The 23550-nt window shown below is 64.5% G+C and carries 20 protein-coding genes and 1 riboswitch; of the genes, 1 reads left to right on the forward strand and 19 read right to left on the reverse strand.

What is annotated here, in order from left to right; translation table 11 throughout:
- Nucleotides 1-9: 9 nt before the first annotated feature.
- The 17 genes from hisC to NCR37_RS12080 form a co-directional block, all read right to left on the reverse strand.
- The gene (gene hisC / locus NCR37_RS12000; protein ID WP_250473191.1) at nucleotides 10-1083 is read right to left on the reverse strand and encodes a histidinol-phosphate transaminase; all 1074 of its coding nucleotides are present in this window, start codon (nucleotides 1081-1083) and stop codon (nucleotides 10-12) included.
- A gap of 61 nt (nucleotides 1084-1144) precedes the next feature.
- A complete protein-coding gene (hisD, locus tag NCR37_RS12005; RefSeq protein WP_250473193.1) occupies nucleotides 1145-2467 on the reverse strand; it encodes a histidinol dehydrogenase in 1323 nt (440 codons plus the stop codon).
- Between the two features lie 46 nt (nucleotides 2468-2513).
- A complete protein-coding gene (hisG, locus tag NCR37_RS12010; protein WP_250473194.1) occupies nucleotides 2514-3206 on the reverse strand; it encodes an ATP phosphoribosyltransferase in 693 nt (230 codons plus the stop codon).
- Nucleotides 3203-4474 carry a UDP-N-acetylglucosamine 1-carboxyvinyltransferase gene (murA, locus tag NCR37_RS12015; protein ID WP_250473195.1) on the reverse strand — a complete coding sequence of 424 codons (1272 nt, stop codon included), beginning with the start codon at nucleotides 4472-4474 and terminating at the stop codon, nucleotides 3203-3205. Before murA ends, hisG begins: the two co-directional genes overlap by 4 nt.
- Nucleotides 4475-4661: 187 nt before the next feature.
- Entirely contained in the window at nucleotides 4662-4901 is a 240-nt protein-coding gene (locus NCR37_RS12020) for a BolA family protein (protein ID WP_035506651.1), read from the reverse strand.
- 19 nt (nucleotides 4902-4920) lie between these two features.
- Nucleotides 4921-5676 carry an ABC transporter permease gene (locus tag NCR37_RS12025; protein ID WP_250473196.1) on the reverse strand — a complete coding sequence of 252 codons (756 nt, stop codon included), beginning with the start codon at nucleotides 5674-5676 and terminating at the stop codon, nucleotides 4921-4923.
- Complete coding sequence (locus NCR37_RS12030; RefSeq protein ID WP_250473197.1) at nucleotides 5673-6599, reverse strand: ABC transporter ATP-binding protein; 927 nt, start codon at nucleotides 6597-6599, stop codon at nucleotides 5673-5675. The genes NCR37_RS12025 and NCR37_RS12030 overlap by 4 nt, the downstream gene beginning before the upstream one ends.
- A gap of 211 nt (nucleotides 6600-6810) precedes the next feature.
- Nucleotides 6811-7098 carry an STAS domain-containing protein gene (locus NCR37_RS12035; RefSeq protein WP_250473198.1) on the reverse strand — a complete coding sequence of 96 codons (288 nt, stop codon included), beginning with the start codon at nucleotides 7096-7098 and terminating at the stop codon, nucleotides 6811-6813.
- Nucleotides 7095-7727, reverse strand: coding sequence for an MlaC/ttg2D family ABC transporter substrate-binding protein (locus NCR37_RS12040; protein ID WP_250473199.1), 633 nt, complete (start codon nucleotides 7725-7727; stop codon nucleotides 7095-7097). Before NCR37_RS12040 ends, NCR37_RS12035 begins: the two co-directional genes overlap by 4 nt.
- 124 nt (nucleotides 7728-7851) lie before the next feature.
- Nucleotides 7852-8796: an MlaA family lipoprotein gene (locus NCR37_RS12045; protein WP_250473201.1), complete on the reverse strand. Its 945-nt coding sequence runs from the start codon at nucleotides 8794-8796 to the stop codon at nucleotides 7852-7854.
- 9 nt (nucleotides 8797-8805) lie between these two features.
- The gene (gene mlaD / locus NCR37_RS12050; RefSeq protein ID WP_250473202.1) at nucleotides 8806-9405 is read right to left on the reverse strand and encodes an outer membrane lipid asymmetry maintenance protein MlaD; all 600 of its coding nucleotides are present in this window, start codon (nucleotides 9403-9405) and stop codon (nucleotides 8806-8808) included.
- A gap of 93 nt (nucleotides 9406-9498) precedes the next feature.
- The gene (gene mlaE / locus NCR37_RS12055) at nucleotides 9499-10266 is read right to left on the reverse strand and encodes a lipid asymmetry maintenance ABC transporter permease subunit MlaE (RefSeq protein WP_248320606.1); all 768 of its coding nucleotides are present in this window, start codon (nucleotides 10264-10266) and stop codon (nucleotides 9499-9501) included.
- On the reverse strand, nucleotides 10263-11078 hold the full coding sequence (locus tag NCR37_RS12060; RefSeq protein ID WP_248320607.1) for an ABC transporter ATP-binding protein: 816 nt from the start codon (nucleotides 11076-11078) through the stop codon (nucleotides 10263-10265). The genes mlaE and NCR37_RS12060 overlap by 4 nt, the downstream gene beginning before the upstream one ends.
- Nucleotides 11079-11175: 97 nt before the next feature.
- Entirely contained in the window at nucleotides 11176-12258 is a 1083-nt protein-coding gene (thiE, locus tag NCR37_RS12065) for a thiamine phosphate synthase (protein WP_250473203.1), read from the reverse strand.
- Nucleotides 12255-13061 (reverse strand): thiazole synthase, encoded by an 807-nt coding sequence (locus NCR37_RS12070; RefSeq protein WP_250473204.1) that lies wholly within the window; start codon nucleotides 13059-13061, stop codon nucleotides 12255-12257. The genes thiE and NCR37_RS12070 overlap by 4 nt, the downstream gene beginning before the upstream one ends.
- Before the next feature lie 19 nt (nucleotides 13062-13080).
- Nucleotides 13081-13278, reverse strand: a complete 198-nt coding sequence (gene thiS, locus NCR37_RS12075; protein WP_250473205.1) for a sulfur carrier protein ThiS — start codon at nucleotides 13276-13278, stop codon at nucleotides 13081-13083.
- A gap of 20 nt (nucleotides 13279-13298) precedes the next feature.
- Complete coding sequence (locus NCR37_RS12080; RefSeq protein ID WP_502800515.1) at nucleotides 13299-14429, reverse strand: FAD-dependent oxidoreductase; 1131 nt, start codon at nucleotides 14427-14429, stop codon at nucleotides 13299-13301.
- Nucleotides 14430-14620: 191 nt separating this feature from the next.
- Nucleotides 14621-14745, reverse strand: a riboswitch (TPP riboswitch).
- A gap of 290 nt (nucleotides 14746-15035) precedes the next feature.
- On the opposite strand from NCR37_RS12080, the gene NCR37_RS12085 reads away from it, so the two are divergent.
- The gene (locus tag NCR37_RS12085; RefSeq protein WP_250473207.1) at nucleotides 15036-16778 is read left to right on the forward strand and encodes an ABC transporter ATP-binding protein/permease; all 1743 of its coding nucleotides are present in this window, start codon (nucleotides 15036-15038) and stop codon (nucleotides 16776-16778) included.
- Between the two features lie 68 nt (nucleotides 16779-16846).
- On the opposite strand, the gene NCR37_RS12090 is transcribed toward NCR37_RS12085, so the two are convergent.
- Both NCR37_RS12090 and NCR37_RS12095 read right to left on the reverse strand, forming a co-directional pair.
- Nucleotides 16847-18313 carry a glutamate synthase subunit beta gene (locus NCR37_RS12090; RefSeq protein WP_250473208.1) on the reverse strand — a complete coding sequence of 489 codons (1467 nt, stop codon included), beginning with the start codon at nucleotides 18311-18313 and terminating at the stop codon, nucleotides 16847-16849.
- A 78-nt stretch (nucleotides 18314-18391) separates the two neighbouring features.
- Complete coding sequence (locus NCR37_RS12095; protein ID WP_250473209.1) at nucleotides 18392-23095, reverse strand: glutamate synthase-related protein; 4704 nt, start codon at nucleotides 23093-23095, stop codon at nucleotides 18392-18394.
- Between the last annotated feature and the right edge of the window lie 455 nt (nucleotides 23096-23550).

Raw genomic sequence — 23550 nt, forward strand, 5'->3', positions numbered from 1 at the left:
AGAAGGGGTTCAGTTGGGCGCGAGCTTTCTCAGCGCCGCGAGCATCTGCGCGTTCTCTTCGGCCGTTCCGACCGTCAATCGCACGCAATTCGAGAGCAATGGGTGCATTTTACTCACGTTTTTCACCAAAACCCGCGAAGTAAGCAGGGTTTCGAACGCGAGCGCCGCGTCCGGTACGCGCACGAGCAGAAAGTTGCCCGCGCTCGGATAAACGGTCATGCCCGGCAGCGCGGCGACTTCTCGCGCCAGGTCGGCCCGCGCCTCGCGCAGCGCGGCGGCTTGCGCGTCCAGCACATCGAGATGATCCAGCAGGAAATCGGCGGTGGCCTGCGTCAGCACGTTGATGTTGTACGGCGGGCGCACCTTGTCGAACTGCGTGATCCACGCGGGCGGACCGGCCATGTAACCGAGACGGATGCCCGCGAGGCCGAGCTTCGACATCGTGCGCATGACGACGACGTTATCGAACTCCGCGGCGCGCGGCATCCACGTTTTCTCGGCGAAAGGCTGATACGCCTCGTCGATCACAACGAGGCTTTGCGTCGCCGCCGCGATTACGCGTTCGATGTCCGCGTCGTCATAGACCGTGCCGGTCGGATTGTTCGGGTATGCGAGATAGACGAGCGCAGGCGCGTGTTCGTCGATGGCGGCGATGAGTGCGTCGGCGTTCAGGGTGAAATCGGCATTGAGCGGCACGCCGATGAATTCAAGATGCGCGAACGCCGCCGACAATTGGTACATGACGAAGCCCGGCACCGGCGCGACGACCTTCGCGCCCGGCTTCGAACAGGCGACCGACATCATGCTGATCAACTCGTCGGAGCCGTTGCCGAGCAGAACGTCGCACGCGGGCGGAACGTGCATTGCGCGCTTGAGCTTCGCGATGAGTTCAGCCGGGCGCGGCGCAGGATAACGGTTCAGCGCGACGCCCGCAAGGTGCGCGCCGAGCTGTTGCGCGAGCGCGTCGGGCAGTGTGTAGGGATTTTCCATCGCGTCGAGCTTGATCAGGCCCGTGGATTCCGGCACGGGATAGCTCGTCATCGCGAGGACGTCGGGACGAATGATGTCGTTCGGTGTGGTCATGGTGGCGCTGTTGGCGCTGGCGGCGGCTCTGAGGCCGCCTCGTTCGGTTCAACGGCCCGCTTCAGCCGACGTTTTTCATCCTGTATTCGGCGCTCTTCGCGTGCGCCTGCAAGCCCTCGCCATACGCGAGTTCCGCCGCGATCTCGCCCAATGTCTGCGCGCCGTCCGAACTTACTTCAATGACGCTCGAACGCTTCATGAAGTCGTAGACGCCGAGCGGCGACGAAAAGCGCGCGGTACGCGAAGTCGGCAGCACGTGGTTCGGGCCGGCGCAGTAGTCGCCAAGGCTTTCGCTTGTGTAGCGGCCGAGGAACATCGCGCCCGCGTTGTGAATCTGCGCCGCCCACTGATGCGGATCGAGTGCGGAAATTTCCAGATGCTCCGGCGCGATGTCGTTGGCGATCGCGCACGCTTCGGCCATGTCCTTCACCTTGATGAGCGCGCCGCGGTCTTCGAGCGAGCGCTGGATGACGTCACGCCGCGGCATAGCGGGAAGCAGTTCGATGATCGCGTCCTCGACGCGCTGAATGAACGCCGCGTCCGGGCACAGCAGAATGGATTGCGCGAGTTCGTCGTGTTCGGCTTGCGAGAAGAGATCCATCGCGACCCAGCGCGGATCGGTGGTTGCATCGCAGATGACGAGAATCTCGGACGGTCCCGCGATCATGTCGATGCCGACGGTTCCGAACACGCGACGCTTCGCCGACGCCACATACGCGTTGCCGGGACCGCAGATTTTGTCGACAGCCGGCACGGTCTGCGTGCCGTAGGCAAGCGCGCCGACAGCCTGCGCGCCGCCGATGGTGAACACGCGATCCACGCCGCCGAGCAGCGCAGCCGCGAGCACGAGCGGATTCTTCACGCCATCGGGCGTGGGCACGACCATCACGATTTCCTTCACGCCCGCGACGCGCGCCGGGATCGCGTTCATCAGCACGGACGACGGATACGCCGCCTTGCCGCCCGGCACGTAGATTCCCGCGCGGTCGAGCGGCGTCACCTTTTGGCCGAGCACGGTACCGTCGGCTTCGGTGTACTGCCAGCTATGGCTGCCGCATTCGATGCGCTGCTTTTCGTGATAGCCGCGCACGCGCGCCGCCGCCGCTTCGAGCGCCGCGCGGCGCTTCGGTTCCAGACCTTCCAGCGCAGCTTCCATCTCGGACGCCGGCAATTCGAGCGCCGCGACGCTATCCGCTTTCAGGCGATCGAACTTGTTCGTGTATTCGAGCACGGCTTCGTCGCCGCGCGCTTTCACATCGGCGAGAATCTGCGCGACGGCGCGCTCAATGGCTTCGTCCTCGCTCGCTTCGAACGCGAGCACCGCGCGCAGCGCCTTTTGAAAACCATCGGTGCTGGAATCGAGCTTACGAATCTTGATAGACATGCTGGTTTCCGATTGTGCTGTGGACGGCAGGCGTGAAGCGGCCGCCCTAGTTGTTCGTTGCCGCCGAGGCACGCTCGAACGCGTCGAGATAGGGCTTCAGCGCCGCGCGCTTCAACTTGAGCGCCGCCTGATTCACCACCAGCCGCGACGAAATCTGCATGATTTCTTCGACCTCGACCAGGTTGTTCGCGCGCAACGTGCCGCCGGAGCTGACCAGATCGACGATCGCATCCGCGAGGCCGACGAGCGGCGCGAGTTCCATCGATCCGTACAGCTTGATCAGATCGACGTGAACGCCCTTCGCCGCGAAGTGTTCGCGCGCCGTCTCGGTGTACTTGGTCGCGACGCGCAGCCGCGCGCCCTGGCGCACCGCGCTCGCGTAATCGAACCCCGCCTTTACGGCAACCGACATCCGGCAGCGCGCAATGTTGAGATCCACCGGCTGATACAGACCGCCGCCGCCATGCTCGATCAGCACGTCCTTGCCCGCCACGCCGAAATCCGCCGCGCCGTATTCGACGTACGTCGGCACGTCGGTCGCGCGCACGATGATCACGCGCAGGTTCGGGTTCGTGGTCGGAAGAATCAGCTTGCGCGAGCTTTCCGGATCTTCGGCGACCTGCACGCCGGCTGCCGCGAGCAGCGGCACCGTTTCCTCGAAGATACGCCCTTTCGAGAGCGCGAGCGTGAGCGGCGCGCTGGCCTCGACCGACGACGACGTCTGCGGCAACGAGCTCATTGCTCGCTCCCGCTGCCCTTGATGCGGCGAACGTTCGCGCCGACCGCAGTCAGCTTCGACTCCATGCGGTCGTAGCCACGATCCAGATGGTAGATGCGGTCGATCAGCGTTTCGCCGTCCGCGCACATTGCCGCGATCACGAGGCTCGCCGACGCGCGCAGATCGGTCGCCATCACCTTCGCGCCCGACAGTTGCGCGACGCCGCTCACGAGCGCCGTGTTGCCGTCGACGGTGATGCTCGCGCCGAGGCGGTTCAGTTCCTGAACGTGCATGAACCGGTTTTCGAAAATGGTCTCGACCACTTGCGACGTGCCGCTTGCAATGGCGTTGAGCGCCATGAACTGCGCCTGCATGTCGGTCGGGAACGCGGGATATTCGGACGTGCGAATGTTCACGGCTTCCGGACGCTTGCTCATGCGCACGCGCATCCAGTCGTCGCCTTCCTCGATGGAAACACCCGCTTCGCGCAGCTTGGCGGTCACGGCGTCGAGCAGCGACGGGCTCACATGACGCAGCGTGACATCGCCGCCGGCCGCCGCGACCGCGCACAGGAACGTGCCCGCTTCGATGCGGTCCGGCACCACGGCATGACGCGCGCCATGCAGCTTTTCGACGCCCTGAATCACGAGCCGGTCCGTACCGATGCCTTCGATCTTCGCGCCCATCGCGACCAGCAGATTCGCGAGGTCGCTCACTTCCGGCTCGCGCGCCGCGTTCTCGATGATCGTTTCACCATCGGCCAGCACCGCCGCCATCAGCAGGTTCTCGGTGCCCGTGACCGTGATCATGTCGGTGACGATGCGCGCGCCTTTCAGACGCTTCGCGCGCGCCTCGATGAAACCGTGCTCGATGTTGATCTCGGCGCCCATCGCCTGAAGGCCCTTGATGTGCTGATCGACCGGACGCGCGCCGATGGCGCAGCCGCCCGGCAGCGAGACCTTCGCCTCGCCGAAACGCGCGACGAGCGGCCCGAGCACGAGGATCGACGCGCGCATGGTCTTCACCATCTCGTACGGCGCGACAAGGTTGTTCACCTTCGACGCGTTGAGCGTCACGCGGCCATCCGTCATGGCTTCGGACTGCACGCCCATCTGCCGCAGCAGTTCGAGCGTGGTGCGCACGTCCTTCAGGTTCGGCACGTTCGACAGATGGACGTCGTCGGCGGTGAGAAGGCTCGCGCACAGAATCGGCAAAGCCGCGTTCTTGGCGCCCGATACGGTGATTTCGCCGGAGAGCTTCGCGCCCCCCGTAATGACGAGTTTGTCCATGGTTGCTTGTCCTTCGACCGAGCGTCCTGCTGCGGAGCCGGATTCGGCGCCGCGGTTATCTTGAATGTTCCGCACTCTGTGCTGCCTGGTTCTGCCTGCTTCTACCGGTCGTGCCGGGTGTTGCTAGCTGTTGCTGAGGGTTGGGCGTGTGGCCTGCGTGTGACTTATTTGGCTTTGCCGAATGGATTCAGGCCGATTTCCATTCGTCCGGGGTGAGGGTCTTCATGCTGAGCGCGTGAATCTCCTCGCGCATGCGCTCGCCGAGCGCCGCGTAGACCAGTTGATGACGCGCGATCAGGCGTTTGCCGACGAACGCATCGCTCACGATGGTCGCGAAAAAATGCTGGCCGTCGCCTTCCACTTCGAGATGCTGGCACGACAGACCGCCAGCGATGTAGTCCTTCACCTGCTCCGGAGTCGGCAACATGGAATTGTCTCCTTGAGATTTAGTGACGCAGCTTGTAGCCGCTCGCGAGCAGCCGCACCGCGATCAGCGCGAGCACGATCAGAAAGCCGCCGACGATGCACAGGCTCAAGAGCGGGTTCACGTCCGACGAGCCGAAAAAGCCGTAGCGGAAACCGTCGATCATGTAGAAAAACGGATTCAGATGCGACACCGCGCGCCAGACGGGCGGCAGCGAATGCGTCGAATAGAAGACGCCCGAGAGAAACGTGAGCGGCATGATCAGGAAGTTCTGGAACGCGGCCAATTGATCGAACTTGTCGGCCCAGATGCCGGCAATCAGACCGAGCGTACCGAGAATGGCCGAGCCGAGCATCGCGAACGCAATGATGTAGAGCGGCGCGGAAAAAGACATCGGGATGAACCATATCGTCACGATGAACACGCCAAAGCCGACGCACAAGCCGCGCACGACCGACGCGAGCACATACGCAAAGAACATCTCCCAATGCGCGATGGGCGGCAGCAGCACGAACACGAGATTGCCCGTAATCTTCGACTGGATCAGCGACGACGAACTGTTCGCGAACGCGTTCTGCAACACGCTCATCATCACGAGGCCCGGCACGAGGAAGCTCGTATAGCCGACGCCCGGATACACCTGTACATGCCCTGACAGCGCGTGACCGAAGATGGTGAGATAGAGCAGCGCCGTGACGATCGGCGCGAGCACCGTCTGAAACGACACCTTCCAGAAGCGCAGCAGTTCCTTGTAGAGCAACGTCTGGAAACCGCTCATGAAAGCCCCTCGACCATTTCCGGCTCGTTCATGACCTGAAGGAACACGTCTTCGAGATCGGCTTTGCGCACTTCGATTTCATCGAACGTGCAGCCGGCGGCGCGGCATTTCGCGAGGATCGGCTCGACTTCGTCGTAGCTCGACAAGCGCAGCAGGTGCTGCGCCCCGGATACCGCGTGCGGATCCACTTCCAGCGAGCGCAGGTCGGCGGGGAGCACGCCGCTCGAAAAGCGCAGATAAAGCTGCATGCCGGCGAAACGCTGCAACAGCGCGCTCGTGCGCTCCAGCGCGACGATCTCGCCGCGGCGAAGCATCGCGAGGCGGTCGCACAGCGATTCGGCTTCTTCGAGGTAATGCGTGGTCAGCACGATGGTATGTCCCTCGCGATTCAGGCGCGAGATGAATTTCCAGAGCGTCTGCCGAAGCTCGACGTCCACGCCGGCGGTCGGTTCGTCGAGCACGATCACGGGCGGCCGATGCACCAGCGCCTGCGCCACCAGCACGCGGCGCTTCATGCCGCCGGACAGCGCGCGCGTGTTGACGTCGGCTTTCTCGGTGAGATCGAGGTTCGCCATGACCTCGTCGATCCAGTCGTCGTTGTTGCGCAGGCCGAAATAGCCCGACTGGATGCGCAGCGACTCGCGCACCGTAAAGAACGGATCGAACACGAGCTCCTGCGGGACGACGCCGAGCGCCCGACGCGCCGCGCGGAAGTCGCTTACAACATCATGACCGCGCACGCTGATCGTGCCGCTATCGGCCCGCGCGAGTCCCGCAAGAATGCTGATCAACGTGGTCTTGCCCGCGCCGTTCGGGCCGAGCAGGCCGAAGAACTCGCCCTCTTCCACCGTGAGGCTCACGCCCTTGAGCGCCTGCAGATCCTTGTAGCGCTTTCGGACGTTTCGGATTTCTATGGCTGACATGAACAGTGCGCGCGCCTCGTGCGGCCGCGCCTCGATTGTGCGGATTACGCGTAACGGACCCGGGCTCGCTTCAAAAGGGGCCGGGTTCGGGCCCGAAAAAACGTTTGATTATAGGGCAAAGCCGGTAGAGCCGACGTCGGAGCGATCCTGTTTGCGGCGGTGCTCATGCTGATGAACGCCGCCGCGCCTGAGCAAAGGAGTCAGGAGAGGATCAATGTCGGAAGGTGAGCAGCGTGTCGACGCCATAGGCTTGCGCGAGACTGGCAAGCCCGGAGGGAATGTTGACGATACCGAGCGCGGCGCCGCGCGCGGTGACCGCGCGCTGCCATGCGAGCAGCACGGCGAGCGCGGACGAATCGAACTGCCGAAGCGGCGCGCAATCGACTTCCGTCGCGCCGGCGGCGATGCGCGAAAGGCCGGCTTCGAGCGCGGCCTTCGCGCTTTCGTGAGTCAAGGATGCGGCCGTCTGGAAACGGCCGCCGGTGCCGACTGCGCTCACGACGAAGCCTTGCCGCTCGCGAGTTGCTGGTTGCGCTGCGTGAGGAACTGCAGCAGGCCATCCACGCCGTGTTGCGAGATCTGCTCGCTGAACTGCTGCTGATACGCCTGGATCAACCATGCGCCGAGCACGTTGATGTCATACACGCGCCAGCCTTGCGTCGTCTTGTACAGGCGATAGTCGAGCTCGACCGGCTGGCCGTTGTTCATCACCACCGAGCGAACGACGACATCCGTATCTTCCGGCGATGCGCGGAACGGCTTGTACTGGATCGTCTGATTCCGGACCTGGCTCAATGCGCCCGAGTACGTGCGGATCAGCAGCATCTTGAATTGCTCGACGATCTGCTTTTGCTGCTCGGGCGTAGCCGAGTTCCAGTTGCGGCCCATGACGAGACGCGTTGTGCGCGTGAAGTCCGTGTACGGGAGGATCTTCTGGTTAACGAGTTCAGTGATGTGCTGCACGTCGCCCGACTGGAGCTTCGGGTCCGACTTGATCTGATCGAGCACTTGCTGCGTGACGGTTTTGATCATTCCGTCGGGCGAGTTCGTATCGACGGATTGCGCCGACGCCGCGCCGCAGAACGCCATCAGCATGGCAAAGAAAGGAAGCAAGAAGAGTTTTTTCATCGCAGACCCTGCAAAAGAAGTGGCTTGGATTGGAGTGCGCCGCTTGAACCAAGTTCAGGCCGCGCACCGGCCAATCTGTAATAAACGCTGTCAATCATGTTACCGCGCGTTAGCGTGGATGCGCTCAACGCAGGCGGAACGAAGGGAAGCCGGGCGGCGCACGCGGCGGCACGTACTGATTGCCCGGCACGGTCGCGCCGCCCGAACTCGCGGCGTTCGGCGTGGCTGCGGTTCCCGAAGCAGGCGCCGCGCCCGACGCGCCCTCCGCCGCCGCGGGCGGCACCGCCGTTGCCGATGCGCCGACCGCACCGCTCGCGCCGCCCGGTTCGGCGTATGTCGGCAGCGGCGCTTCGTCGTAGTTCGGCATGCTGCCGGTATCGCCGTCGTTGTCGCCGCCGATCAGATACTGACGACGCTGCAGATACGCATTACGCACGAACGAGTATTTGTCCAGGGCCGCATCGGCGAGCACGTCCGTCGCGCCCAGCAAGTTCGCCCGCGTGTTGATGAGGTTCACGCCATACAGCGCCCAGCTTACGGAATCCGGGCTCACGTACGTCAGCGGACTGCCGAAATAGTCGACCACCAGCCCGCTTGTGTCGCGCACCGTGCTCGGCCCGAGCAGCGGCAGCACGAGATACGGACCGGCGGGAACGCCGTAATGACCGAGCGTCAGGCCGAAGTCGCCGGAATGCTTCGGCAGCTTGGCGACGGTCGCCACGTCGAAGAGGCCGCCGACGCCGAACACCGTGTTGATCGCGACCCGCATGATGTCGGAGACGCCATCCGCGATCTTCAACTGCAGCAGATTGTTCGCCGCGATGTACACATCGCCGATATTCGAGAAGAAGTTCGTGACGCTGTTGCGCACCGGCTCCGGCACGCTCCACACGTACGCCTTCGCGACCGGCTTCAGCGCGAACTGATCCACCTTGTCGTTGATGGTGAACATCGTCCGGTTGTAACTCTCGAACGGATCGCCCTTTGTGGGCGTCGTCACCGTCGCGCAACCGGCGAGCGTCACCGCCGCCGCCGAGACAAGCACGCGCCGCAGCCCCATCGCGTACATAGCTTCTCCTTATTGAGCCGAGCCCGATGCCGCGCTCGCAGCCGACGCGCCGGAGGCCACCGGTGCCGCGGCAGCGCCCATGGCGCTGGCCGCGCCAGGGAACGCCGGCGCAGCAGCGGCCGGCGCGGCCGGCGTGCCTGCCTTCGACGCGCCGGAATCCGCCGCCTTGTTGTAGAGGAACTGTCCGATCAGGTTCTCGAGCACGACAGCTGATTGCGTCATCGTGATGGTGTCGCCGTTCTTGAGCATCTGATCGTCGCCGCCCGGCTCGAGGCCGATGTACTGCTCGCCGAGCAGACCCGAGGTCAGGATCTTCGCGGACGAATCCTTCGGAAACTGATACTGCTTTTCAATGTCGATGGTCACGACCGCCTGATACGCGTTCGGGTCGAAGCCGATGGAGCCGACGCGCCCGACCGTCACGCCCGCGCTTTTCACGGGCGCGCGCGGCTTGAGGCCGCCGATGTTGTCGAACTTGAGCCGAACGGCGTAGGTTTGCTGGAACGACAGGGAACTCATGTTGCCGGCCTTCAGCGCGAGAAACAGCAGCGCCACGAAACCGAGCACCACGAAGAGGCCGACCCAAAAGTCGAGAGCAGTCTTTTTCATCGTCTTTCCAAAGAGAATCTTGTCGCGGAATGCGCGTGATGGTCTGTGCCCTTCACAACGCCCACGCCCTCGCGGGCGTCCGCGAGTGGTCCATTAGCTGAACATCAACGCGGTCAGCAGGAAGTCGAGGCCGAGCACGGCGAGCGACGCGTACACGACCGTTTTCGTCGTCGCGCGCGACACGCCTTCCGGCGTCGGCCGGGCTTCGTAGCCCTGAAACAACGCGATGAACGTCACCGCGAAACCGAACACGACGCTTTTCACGACCCCGTTGCCGACATCGCGCCAGACATCCACGCCGCCCTGCATCTGCGACCAGAACGCGCCCGAATCCACGCCGATCAGCAGCACGCCGACCACATAGCCGCCGATCACGCCGACCGCGCTGAAGATGGCCGCGAGCACCGGCATGGAGATGATGCCCGCCCACATGCGCGGCGCGACGACCACCTTGATGGGATCGACGGCCATCATTTCCATTGCCGTGAGTTGCTCGCCCGCCTTCATGAGGCCGATTTCCGCCGTCAGCGACGTGCCCGCGCGCCCGGCGAAGAGCAGCGCCGTGACCACGGGCCCGAGCTCGCGCACGAGCGACAGCGCGACGAGCAGCCCGAGCGCCTGCTCCGAGCCATAGCGGTTGAGCGTGTAGTAACCCTGCAAGCCGAGCACGAAGCCGACGAACAGGCCCGACACCGCGATGATCACGAGCGAATAATTGCCGACGAAGTGGATTTGTTTCGTGACAAGGCGCGGACGGCGCAGCAGCGGGAAGAATTCGAGCACGAGGCGCACCAGCATGCGCGTCGCGTAACCGGCGGTGCCGAAGCCGTCGAGCACCCAGCGTCCGAGTGCGCTGATCATGCCTTGCCTCCGATGCCGAAATCCGCCGCGAGGTTCTGGCTCGCGTAGTGGAACTTGAAGGGGCCGTCGGGCGTGCCGTCGATGAACTGGCGCACGGTCGGGTCCTGCGACGCGCGCAGTTGCGCGGGAGTTCCTTCCGCGTGAATGCCGCCGTTGGCCACGAAGTACACGTAGTCGGCAATGGCGAACGACTCCGGCACGTCGTGCGAGACGAGAATGGACGTGGCGCCGAGCGCGTCGTTCAGCGTGCGAATCAGCTTCGCGGTGATGCCGAGCGAAATAGGATCGAGGCCGGCGAACGGCTCGTCGTACATCATGAGTTCGGGATCGAGCGCGATGGCGCGCGCCAGCGCCACGCGACGCGCCATGCCGCCCGAAATCTCCGACGGCGCGAGATCGCGCGCGCCGCGCAGACCGACGGCGTTGAGCTTCATCAGAACAAGATCGCGGATAAGCGCTTCGGGCAGATCCGTGTGCTCGCGCAGCGGAAACGCGACGTTCTCGAAGACCGTTTGATCCGTGAAGAGCGCGCCGAACTGAAACAGCATGCCCATCTTCCGGCGCAGCGCGTACAGCCCGTCGCGCGTCTGCGCGCCGACGTCCTGCCCGCCGTACAGCACCTGGCCGCGGCTCGCCTTGACGAGACCGCCGATCAGCCGAAGCGTCGTGGTCTTGCCGCAGCCCGAGCCGCCCATGACCGCGACGACCTGACCGCGCGTGAAGCGCATGTTCAGGTTCGACAGGACGAGCCGGTCGCCGTAACCGAAGTCGACGTCGCGTAGCTCGAGCAGAGTCTCAGAAGAGGCTGGCACTGGGTAAGAAATTCCGTTGACGCAAAACGCCGCATTATAGGGCCTGCGTGCAATCGGTGCTTTGCCTAGTGCGCGGTGCCTTATTTTTTAGGAACTGTCAGCATTGACCTGCAAAGTTCTGTTGCAGCGACGCGACCGCCTGAGCGGTATCCGGCGCTTCGGTCACGGCACGCACGACTGCCGCGCTGCCCACGCCCGTCGCGAGCACGTCGCCGATCACTTTGCCGTCGATTCCGCCGATCGCGACGAGCGGCACGCGGCCGCGCAAAAGCTGCACGTAGCGGCGCAGACGGGCGAGACCCTGCGGCTTGGTCGGCATGACCTTCGTCGTCGTCGGGAAGACGGCGCCGAGCGCGAGATAGCTGGGCCGGAAATGCAGCGCGCGCAGCATCTCGTAATAGCCGTGCGTCGAGAGACCGAGGCGCAGGCCGGCGCGCGCAATCGCGCTCAGGTCGGCGGTCTCGACGTCTTCTTGCCCGAGATGCACGCCGTATGCGCCCGCCGCTATCGCCTCGCGCCAGTGATCGTTGATGAAAAGCCGCGCCTGATGCCGACGCCCGGCCGCCACCGACCGCTCGATTTCGCGCTGGAGATCGTCGGCGTCGGCGCTTTTGCGGCGCAGTTGCGCCGTGGCGACGCTCAGTTCGAGCACCCGCTCGACCCATTCGCCACTCGGCAGCACAGGATAAAGCCCGAGCGTGCCGGGACACTCCGGGAAAGCGGGCTCCGGCGCGGGCGGCAGGTCGCCGACGCGCGGGAACGTCGCGAAATCGACAGGCCAGGCGTCGTCTTTCGACTCGTCGCCGGTGCGCCAGGCCAGCGCCAGAACGAGCGCATCGTGCGGCTCGAAGTTGCAGTCGAGAAACGCGGCGAGCGCGGCGAGCCAGTCGTCGGACCGCTCGCCGTCGAGTACGAAACGCTCGCCCTTGCGCGTCAGCGTGACGCGCGAGCCGTGCGCTTCGAGCACGGCTGCGTCGCTGGCAAGCGCGCCGGGATCGGATTGACGCGGCTCCGTGTGCACGATCAAATCCTGCGCGCCGGCCGATTCGGGCGCGGTCAGGCAGATGCGCCAGCGCGTCGACGCGGCGGGCCAGTCGCCGAGACGCGCACGGATGCGCTCCGCGACTTCCACGAGTTCGTCCGCCGGCGGCCAGAACACTTCGCGACCGAGCAGGCTCATGCCGCACCTCCGTCCTGATGCCAGAACGGCATGCCGACGACCGGCGTGCTCGCCTGCGCGCTGTCGCGCTCGGCCATCGGACCGGCGAGAAACGCGCTGCGGCCCGCTTCGACGCCCAGCGCGAACGCACGCGCCATCTGCGGCGGAAAAGTGGCCTGCGACACCGCCGTGTTGAGCAGCACGCCGTCGAAGCCCCACTCCATGACCTGACACGCGTGCGACGGCACGCCGAGGCCCGCATCGACGATCAGCGGCACGTCCGGCAGCCGCTCACGCAAGGTGCGCAGGCCGTAGGGATTGGTGACGCCCTTGCCCGTGCCGATGGGCGCGCCCCACGGCATCAGCGCTTCGCAGCCGGCATCGATCAGGCGCCGGCCGATCACGAGATCTTCCGTGCAGTACGGCAGCACCTTGAAGCCGTCGCGCACGAGCTTCGCCGCCGCTTCCACCAGTCCGATGGGATCGGGCTGAAGCGTGTAGTCATCGCCGATCAGTTCCAGCTTGATCCACGGCGTGTCGAACACTTCCCGCGCCATGTACGCCGTCGTCAGCACTTCGTCCACGCTCTGGCAGCCCGCCGTGTTCGGCAACAGCGCGACGCCATGACGCTTGAGCACGTCAAAAAAGCCGGCTTCGCCCGTTTCCGACTGGCGGCGCAGCGCGACCGTCACCATGCCGGGGCGCGCAGCATCGATGGAATCGGATAGCGATTGCAGCGACGGATAGCGCGACGTGCCGAGCAGCACGCGGCTCGGGAACGACTGGCCGTAGAGCGTGAGGACGTCGGCGGTCTGTGTGGTCATGATGGAATCCTTCGTGTGTTCAGCCGCCCGCGACGGGCGAAACGACGTCGAGCTTGTCGCCCGGCGCGAGCGTCTTCGTGCCGTGCTCGCCGCGCGCGACGAACTGGCCGTTAAGCGCCACCGCGAACGGCGGCCTCGCGCCGAACGCGGCGAGCGCATCGGTGACGGTCGCGGCGTCGGGCAAGGTGAACTCGCGCTGATTGATGTGGATGTTCATGGTTCTGTCTCTGAATCCTGTCAAGCGGGCACGGCCGCGAATGCGCCATGCAGCAACTCGGGCCATCTGGCATCACCGCGGAACTGCGCGAACGAAGCGGCGTCGCGCACCGTTCCTGCGATGAGCGCATCGGCGAGCGCGCAGGCGGCGTCGGCCACTTCCGGCGCGATCATGAAGCCGTGCCGATACAGCCCGTTCACGCGGACCGTCTGCGCGCCGTCCCAGACAATGGCCGGACGATGATCCGGCAGCGTCGGCCGGCATTGCGAGTTGAGTTCGAGAATGCGCGCTTCGCCGAATCCCGGATGCACGGCGAACGCCGCGCTCAGCAGTTCGAGCGCCGAGCGCACGCTGACGGGCGACATGTCCTCGCCCTCGACTTCGGTCGCGCCGATCACGTAGACGTCGTTCTGCTTGGGCGCAATGTAAAGCGGATAGCGCGGATGCAGCAAGCGCACCGGCCGCGTGAGCCCGATGCCCGGCGCATGCACCCGCGCCACTTCGCCGCGAATGCCGCGCAGCGCGGGCCACGCGGGCTTCGCGCCGAGACCGCGGCAATCGATGATCCAGCGCGCATCGGGCATGGAATCGACCGGCGTGTTCCAGTGCGTGCGCACGCCGCGCGCCGCCAGCCCCGCCGCGAGCGCCTTGAGCGCCTGCCGGTTGTCGAGCTGGCCTTCGTGCGGCAGCAGCCAGCCCTGCGCGAAGCGCGAGCCGAGGGCCGGTTCCGCCTCGGCGACCTGCGCGCCGGTGAGCTTGACGAAACCGCCGTCGAGTAGCGATGCCGGGGCGTTCGCGCGCAGCCGGCGCTCGAAAAGCGGCGCTTCCGCGCGATCCGCGCCGTGCCACACGACGAGCGTCCCATTGCGCTGGAAGAAAACCGGCTCGGGCAATGCCGCGAGCACATCCGGCCAGCGCGCGAGCGACGCCGCGCCGAGCCCGACGACGAGCGGCTCCGCGCTCGTGGCTTCCGCGAGCGGCGCGAGCATGGCCGCGGCGACCCACGCGGCCGACTGCGAGCCGGCTTCGTCGCCACGCTCGTAGAGCGCGACGCCGTGCCCCGCGCCCGCAAGCTGCCAGGCGACGAGCCGCCCGACGAGCCCGCCGCCGATCACCGCGAAATCCGGCCGGCGCGCGTCGCCCTGTTCCAAGCTGTTCACAATCCGATGTCTCCTCATCCGGTCCCGTGCGTCGCCTCGACGCAAGCGAGCGTCGCCGCAGGAAGCGGCATACCGATTGACTAACGTGACGAATCAGCGGAGGAGAGACCTGCACGGCGGCCGTCAGACGCGCCGAGCGGAAAAGGAAGACTGGAAGAGACTGGAGGAATGGCGCGGTGAACGCGCGTTCTCCGGAAACTTCCCTCGCCGGTATTACCCGGATCGGGTGCAAAGGGTCTCTCTCAGCCTCGTCGCGCCGGCCACCGTTTCCAGTGGCGTGGCCCGCGAAGCACCCCTGTTTCGTCGCAGATCATTAGAGCATAAAAGGCAAAGCCGCTGCAAACCGGGATTGCCCGCTGCGGCCGTACCGCTCCCGTCGTGCCGCGTCGTGCGGCTTCGGTCGCGGCCGGCGGCACTCTGGCACAATGCCCCGAACACCGTTCATCGGACGATCGGGCCGAATTAAGCGACAGTTAAGGCAGCATCACAACAATCTGCGAACCCGGAACTGGCTGCGCGCACGTCGATGCCGCGCGCCGCACGGCAAGCGACACCGTCTCAACCCGCCGGCGATCCGGCGCACCCGAACACAAGGTCATGGTCAACTCGAATCTCGAAAGCACGCAGCAGAAGGCGGATGACGTATCGGCGTGGAGCCTCATCAAACCTTACTGGGTCTCGGAGGAGCGCGGCATCGCGTGGGGCCTGCTGGTCGCGATCATCGCGATCAACATGACCGTCGTCTGGATCAACGTGCGGCTCAACAGCTGGAACGCAGACTTCTATAACGCGCTGCAAAACAAGAACGTGCGCGACTTTCCGCACTTGCTGCTGATCTTCACGGGTCTCGCGTTTGCGTACATTCTGCTTGCCGTCTACGGGCGCTATCTCCGGCAGATGCTCGCGTTCCGCTGGCGGCAATGGCTCACGAACCGATATCTCGAGCAATGGTTCGGCGACAAGGCGTTCTACCGCATCGAGCGCGACCGCCTCGCCGACAACCCCGACCAGCGTATCAGCGACGACCTGCAATCCTTCGCGACCACCACGCTTACGCTGTCCCTCGACCTGCTTTCGACGCTCGTCACGCTCGTCACCTTCATCACCATCTTGTGGACGCTCGCGGGCGCTCTCACGCTGACGCTCTTCGGCAAGCCGCTCGTCGTTCCGGGCTACATGGTGTGGGCCGCCGCGCTCTACGCGATACTCGGCTCGCTCATCATCCAGAAGGTCGGGCATCCGCTCGTGTCGATCAACTATCAGCAGCAGAAAGTGGAGGCGGACTTTCGCTTCGGCCTGATCCGCGTGCGCGAAAACGCCGAGCAGATCGCGTTCTACGACGGCATCGCCACCGAAACCGCCAACGCGAAGGGCATCTTCCAGCGCATTCGCGACAACTGGTGGCTCATCATGAAGTACACGAAGCGCATGACCTTCGTGCTGTCCTTTTACGGACAAATTGCGATTATCTTTCCGATCATGGTCGCCGCGCCCCGCTACTTCGCGGGCGCGTTTTCGTTCGGCGTGCTGATGCAGATTTCGTCGGCGTTCGGCACGGTCAGCGATTCATTTTCGTGGTTCATCAACAGTTATTCGACGCTGGTCGAATGGCGCGCCACCGTGAACCGTCTGCGCGAATTCAAGCGCGTGATGCGCTCGACGCATATCCGCGAGGAAACGTCGCCTGCGACGGAACGCGGCGGTATTAATCTGCATTACACGAGCACGCCGTCGCTGACAACGACCGGCCTCACGCTCGCGCTTCCGAACGGCACGCCGCTTTCGCGCGTGGCGGACGTGTCGGTTGAGCCGGGTTCGCGCTGGCTCGTCGTCGGGCCGTCGGGCTCGGGCAAGAGCACGCTGATGCGAGCGCTCGCGGGCCTGTGGCCATTCGGCGACGGCACCATCGACGCGCCCGTCGATGCGAAGCTCATGTTCGTGCCGCAGCAGAGTTATCTGCCGATCGGCACGTTGCGCGCGGCGCTGTCGTATCCGTCGCCGGCCACGACGTTTTCCGACGAAGAATCGCGCGAAGCCTTGCGCGCGTGCAATCTCGAAGCGTACGGCGACCGGCTCGACGAAAGCGCGCACTGGGCGCGCAGCTTGTCGCCCGGCGAGCAGCAGCGGCTGGCTGCCGCGCGCGTGCTGCTGCACAAGCCGGACTTCGTGTTCCTCGACGAAGCGACGAGCGCGCTCGATGCCGAGAACGAGCTGCACATCTACAACACGCTGGTCGAGCGGCTGCCGAAAGCAGCGATCTTAAGCGTCGCGCACCGGGAGTCGGTCGCGATGTTCCATGACTACAAGATCGAGATCGAGCGGGCGATGGCGGAGGCTTGATCCGTCCACGTATAAGCAAAAAGGCCACGCAATGCGTGGCCTTTTTGCTTTCGCTGCGCGTCGAACGATTACCGCGGCAACTCACTGCTCCCCATCAAATACGCATCCACCGACCGCGCGCACTGACGCCCTTCGCGAATCGCCCAGACCACGAGCGACTGCCCGCGCCGCATATCGCCCGCCGTGAACACCTTGTCCACCGACGTGTAGTACGCCTTCTCGCCTTCGGTCGTTGCGCGCACGTTGCCACGCGCGTCCTTGTCCACGCCGAACGCTTCGAGCACCGGCGAAAGCGGCTGCGTGAAACCCATCGCGAGCAGCACCAGATCCGCCTTCATCTCGAATTCGGAGTTCGGCACTTCCTGCATCTTGCCGTTCTTCCATTCGACGCGCGCCGCGATCAGCTTCTCCACCTTGCCGTTCTTGCCTTCGAAACGCTTCGTGGCCACCGACCAGTCGCGCTCGCAGCCTTCCTCATGCGAAGACGACGTGCGCAGCTTGATCGGCCAGTACGGCCACACGAGCGGCTTGTTTTCTTCCTCCGGCGGCTGTGCGAGCAGTTCGAACTGCACCACGCCCTTTGCGCCGTGACGGTTCGACGTGCCCACGCAGTCCGAGCCCGTATCGCCGCCGCCGATCACGACGACATGCTTGCCCTTCGCGACCAGTTGATCCGCGACTTTGTCGCCCGCGTTGACCTTGTTCTGCTGCGGCAGGAATTCCATCGCGAAGTGGATGCCTTCGAGCTCGCGCCCGGGCACCGGCAAGTCGCGCGGCGTTTCCGAGCCGCCCGCCACCACCACCGCGTCGAACTGCTCTTTCAGTTCTTCCGGCGTGATGCTTTCCTTCGCCGTATTGCCGATGTGCGACGGAATCGCATCGCGGCCGATGAACACGTTCGTGCGGAATGCCACGCCCTCGGCTTCCATCTGGCGCATGCGGCGGTCGATCAGCCACTTCTCCAGCTTGAAGTCAGGGATGCCATAGCGCAGCAATCCACCGATGCGATCGTTCTTTTCGAACACGACCACATCGTGCCCGGCGCGCGCCAGTTGCTGCGCGACCGCGAGCCCCGCCGGACCCGAACCCACGACGGCGACCTTCTTGCCCGTCTTGTGCTTCGGCGGCTGCGGCGCGACCCAGCCTTCTTCCCACGCCTTGTCGATGATCTTGCGCTCGATCGACTTGATGCCCACCGGGTCTTCGTTGATGCCGAGCGTGCACGCCGCTTCGCACGGCGCCGGGCAGATGCGGCCCGTGAACTCCGGGAAGTTGTTGGTCGAATGCAGCACTTCGATCGCGCTCTTCCAGTCCTGGCGGAACACGAGATCGTTGAAGTCCGGAATGATGTTGTTGACCGGACAGCCGTTGTTGCAAAACGGAATGCCGCAATCCATGCAGCGCGCGCCCTGAACCTTGGCGTCGTCGTCCGTCAGCGCGGCGACGAATTCCTTGTAATGCTTGACGCGGGTCAGCGGTGCTTCGTACGCCTCGTGGCGGCGTTCGAATTCGAGAAAACCGGTTGCCTTGCCCATATCTTTCTCTGTATTGAGTGAGGATCGCGCTCTCCGATGCCTTTTCATCGGAGAGCCCTGACTTGTCGTGTTTCGGGCTTAAGCCGCCAGTGCTTCCTTCGCCTTTCTCGCGCCGATTTCGCCGAGCGCACGCTTGTATTCGGTCGGGAACACCTTCACGAACTGACGGCGCGACGCATCCCAGTTTTCGAGCAGCGCCTTTGCACGCGGCGAGCCGGTGAACTGGAAGTGGCGTTCGACGAGGCCCTTGAGCAACGCTTCGTCGGTCTGGCCCGCGTGCCACAGCGCGCGATCCACCGTGCGTTCCTGTTCGGCTTGTTGCAGCACCGGATCGAGCGCGACCATCGACTTGTTGCACTTGGCGGCGAACGTGCCGTCCGGGTCGTACACGAACGCGATGCCGCCCGACATGCCCGCCGCGAAGTTACGGCCCGTTTCGCCGAGCACGACCACCGTGCCGCCCGTCATGTATTCGCAGCCGTGGTCGCCCGTGCCTTCCACAACCGCCGTCGCGCCCGAGTTGCGCACGCAGAACCGCTCGCCCGCGACGCCGCGGAAGTACGATTCGCCTTCGATCGCGCCGTACATCACCGTGTTGCCGCAGATGATGTTTTCCTCGGACTTGCCGCGGAAATCGTTGGTCGGGCGAATGATGATGCGCCCGCCCGACAGGCCCTTGCCGACGTAGTCGTTGCCATCGCCGACGAGATCGAGCGTCACGCCCTTCGCGAGGAACGCGCCGAAGCTCTGGCCCGCCGTGCCCTTCAACTGAATGTGGATGGTGTCGTCAGGCAGACCATCGTGACCGTACTTCTTCGCGATCAGACCGGACAGCATGGCGCCGACCGTCCGGTTCACGTTGCGCACCGGCTGAATGAACGAAACGTGCTCGCCCTTCTCGATCGCCGCCTTCGACTTCTCGATCAGCACGTGATCCAGCGCCTTGTCGAGACCGTGGTCCTGCACGTCCACATGCTTGCGCGCCACGTCTTCGCTCACCGGCACCTGATAGAAGATGCGCGAGAAGTCGAGACCCTTCGCCTTCCAGTGCTCGACGCCCTTGCGCGTGTCGAGCAGATCGACGCGGCCGATCAGGTCGTCGAATTTGCGCAGGCCGAGCTGCGCCATGATTTCGCGCACTTCTTCCGCCACGAAGAAGAAGAAGTTGACGACGTGTTCCGGCTGGCCCGTGAACTTGGCGCGCAGCACCGGATCCTGCGTCGCGACGCCGACCGGGCACGTATTCAGGTGACACTTGCGCATCATGATGCAGCCTTCGACGACGAGCGGCGCCGTCGCAAAGCCGAACTCGTCCGCGCCGAGCAGCGCGCCGATCACGACATCGCGGCCGGTCTTCATCTGACCGTCGGCCTGGACGCGGATGCGACCGCGCAAGCGGTTGAGCACGAGCGTCTGCTGCGTTTCGGCGAGGCCCAATTCCCACGGCGTGCCCGCGTGCTTCAGCGACGACAGCGGCGACGCGCCCGTGCCGCCGTCATGGCCCGCGATCACGACGTGATCCGCCTTCGCCTTCGCGACGCCCGCCGCCACGGTGCCGACGCCCACTTCGGACACGAGCTTCACGGAAATGCTCGACGACGAGTTCACGTTCTTCAGATCGTGAATGAGCTGCGCCAGGTCTTCGATCGAATAAATGTCATGGTGCGGCGGCGGCGAGATGAGGCCCACGCCCGGCACCGAGTAACGCAGCTTGCCGATGTAGTCCGACACCTTGTGGCCAGGCAACTGGCCGCCTTCGCCGGGCTTCGCGCCTTGCGCCATCTTGATCTGGATCTGATCCGCCGACGACAGATATTCCGCCGTCACGCCGAAACGGCCCGACGCGACCTGCTTGATCTTCGAGCGCAGCGAATCACCGTCCTTCAGCGGAATGTCGGTGACGACTTCCTTGCCGATGATTGATTGCAGCGAGTCGCCGGTCTTGATCGGAATGCCGCGCAGTTCGTTGCGATAGCGCGTTTCGTCTTCGCCGCCTTCGCCCGTGTTCGACTTGCCGCCGATGCGGTTCATCGCGACCGCGAGCGTCGCGTGCGCTTCCGTGCTGATCGAACCGAGCGACATCGCGCCCGTCGCGAAGCGCTTGACGATGTCCTTCGCCGGTTCCACTTCGTCGAGCGGAATGGCCCTCGCCGGGTCGAGCCTGAACTCGAACAGGCCGCGGAACGTCATGTGGCGCCTGGTCTGGTCGTTGATGAGGTGCGCGTATTCCTTGTACGTCTGATACGAATTGCTGCGCGCCGAGTGTTGCAGCTTGGCGATGGCATCCGGCGTCCACATGTGCTCTTCGCCGCGCACGCGGTAAGCGTACTCGCCGCCCGCATCGAGCATGGTCGCGAGCACGGGGTTGTCGCCGAACGCATCGCGATGCAGGCGAATGGCTTCTTCGGCCACTTCGAAGATGCCGATGCCGCCGACCTTCGACGCCGTGCCCTTGAAATACTTTTCCACGAGATCCGACGACAGCCCGACCGCCTCGAAAATCTGCGCGCCGGTATAGGACATGTACGTGGAAATGCCCATCTTCGACATGACCTTGTGCAGACCCTTGCCGACTGCCTTCGTGAAGTTGTAGATGGCCCTGTCCGCCGACAGATCGCCCTTCAGCCCTTCGGCCATGTTGGCGAGCGTTTCGAGCGCGAGATACGGATGCACGGCTTCCGCGCCGTAGCCCGCGAGCAGCGCGAAGTGATGCGTTTCGCGCGCCGAACCCGTTTCCACGACGAGGCCCGTGCTCGTGCGCAGGCCGTGCTGCACGAGATGCGTGTGAATGGCGGACGTGGCGAGCAGCGCGGGAATCGCGACGTTGTCGCGGTCCATCTTGCGGTCCGAGACAATCAGGATGTTGTAGCCGGACTTCACGGCATCGACGGCTTCCGCGCAGAGCGACGCAATGCGCGCCTCCACGCCTTCCTTGCCCCACGCGGCCGGATAGCAGATGCTCAGTTCGTACGAGCGGAATTTGCCGCCGGTGTACGTGTCGATGGCGCGAATCTTCGCAATGTCCTTGAAGTCGAGCACAGGCTGCGACACTTCCAGGCGCATCGTCGGATTGATGTTGATGGTGTCGAGCAGGTTCGGCTTTGGCCCGATGAACGAGACGAGCGACATCACCATGTTTTCGCGGATCGGGTCGATCGGCGGGTTCGTCACTTGCGCGAACAGCTGCTTGAAGTAGTGATAGAGCGTCTTGTTCTTGCTGGACATGACCGCGAGCGGCGAGTCGTTGCCCATGGAGCCGACGGCTTCCTCGCCCGACTGCGCCATCGGCGCCATCAGGAACTTGAGGTCTTCCTGTGTGTAGCCGAACGCCTGCTGGCGGTCGAGCAGCGCGGCGGCCTCGCGGCGCTGCGCTTCGACGTCTTCGGCCTTCGGCTCGATTTCGTCGAGCTTGATGCGCACGGCGTCGATCCAACTCTTGTACGGCTTCGCGTTCGCGAGGTTGTCCTTGAGCTCCTTGTCTTCGATGATGCGGCCCTGCTCCATGTCGATCAGGAACATCTTGCCCGGCTGAAGACGCCACTTCTTGACGATCTTCGATTCCGGAATGGGCAGCACGCCGGATTCCGACGCGAGGATCACGAGGTCGTCGTCCGTCACGATGTAGCGCGCCGGGCGCAGGCCGTTACGGTCGAGCGTCGCGCCGATCTGGCGGCCGTCCGTGAACGCGATCGCGGCGGGGCCGTCCCACGGCTCCATCATCGCGGCGTGGTATTCGTAGAACGCGCGGCGGTTGTCGTCCATCAGCGTGTGCTGTTCCCATGCTTCGGGAATCATCATCATCATCGCGTGGACGAGCGGGTAGCCGGCCATCACCAGCAGTTCGAGACAGTTGTCGAACGAAGCGGTGTCCGACTGGCCCGGATAGATGAGCGGCCAGAGCTTCGGCAGGTCGTCGCCAAGCACGTACGAGGCGATCGCGCCGGTGCGCGCATTCAGCCAGTTGACGTTGCCCTTCACGGTGTTGATTTCACCGTTGTGCGCGATCATGCGGTACGGGTGCGCCAGTTCCCATGCGGGGAACGTGTTGGTCGAGAAACGCTGGTGCACGAGCGCGAGCGCGGACACGACGCGCTCGTCCTGCAGGTCGCGGTAGTACACGCCGACCTGACCGGCCAGCAGCAGCCCCTTGTAGACGACCGTGCGCGACGACATGGACGGCACGAAGTATTCCTTGCCGTGCTTGAGCTTGAGTGCCTGAATGCGATGGCTCGCCGTCTTGCGGATGATGTACAGCTTGCGCTCCAGCGCATCCGTCACGACGATATCCTTGCCGCGCCCGATGAAAATCTGGCGGATCAGCGGCTCGCTCGCCTTCACGGCGGGCGAAATGGGCATGTTGGCGTCAACCGGCACGTCGCGCCAGCCGAGCACGACTTGTCCCTCGGCCTTCACGGTGCGTTCCAGTTCCTGCTCGCACGCGAGACGCGACGCGTGTTCCTTCGGCAGGAAGATCATGCCGACGCCGTATTCGCCAGCGGGCGGCAGCGTCACGCCCTGCTTGGCCATTTCCTCGCGATAGAAACCGTCCGGCACCTGAATGAGGATGCCCGCGCCGTCGCCCATCAGCGGATCCGCGCCGACCGCGCCACGGTGATCCAGATTCTCAAGAATCTTGAGACCCTGCTGAATGATCTCGTGGCTCTTCTTGCCCTTGATATGGGCGACGAAGCCGACGCCGCACGCGTCGTGTTCGTTCGCGGGGTCGTACATGCCCTGCGCGGCGGGAAGCGAACCGGCTGCCGGCTGCTGATGATCGTTCATGGGACACCGTCTCTACTGTGGGGGCCGACTCGGCCGTTGAACCGATTTGTTCTCTCTCGCCCGGGCGCTTTCGGCTGCGCCGCAAGACGCGGAGCCCGTCGCGCAGCGCTCGCGCTGCATCGCAATAAACGCCGGAAATCGAAATATACGCGACGAATCAAAACGATGGCAAATTAAATTCGATGGTCTGTCACCTATTATCGAAATGGTGCATCGCTGCGCTTGTTAATTGGTGCCACATCGAAGAACGGCAAAAAAACGGCGTCCCTGAAATCGGGCCGCCGTTTTTGATTCAGCGCGCCGCGCTCTTACTGCGTCTGGGGCGTTTCCCGGATCTTGCGCGGCCGGCCGCGCCGCCGCGGCGCCACGCGGCGGGTGGCCGCGGGCGCCGCCCACAACCGCTCCAAAACAATAACCCCAACACCCCAACAAAGCCACCCCACAACAACACTCCT

The sequence above is a fragment of the Caballeronia sp. GAFFF1 genome, assembly GCF_023630705.1.
Classification (GTDB): Bacteria; Pseudomonadota; Gammaproteobacteria; order Burkholderiales; family Burkholderiaceae; genus Caballeronia.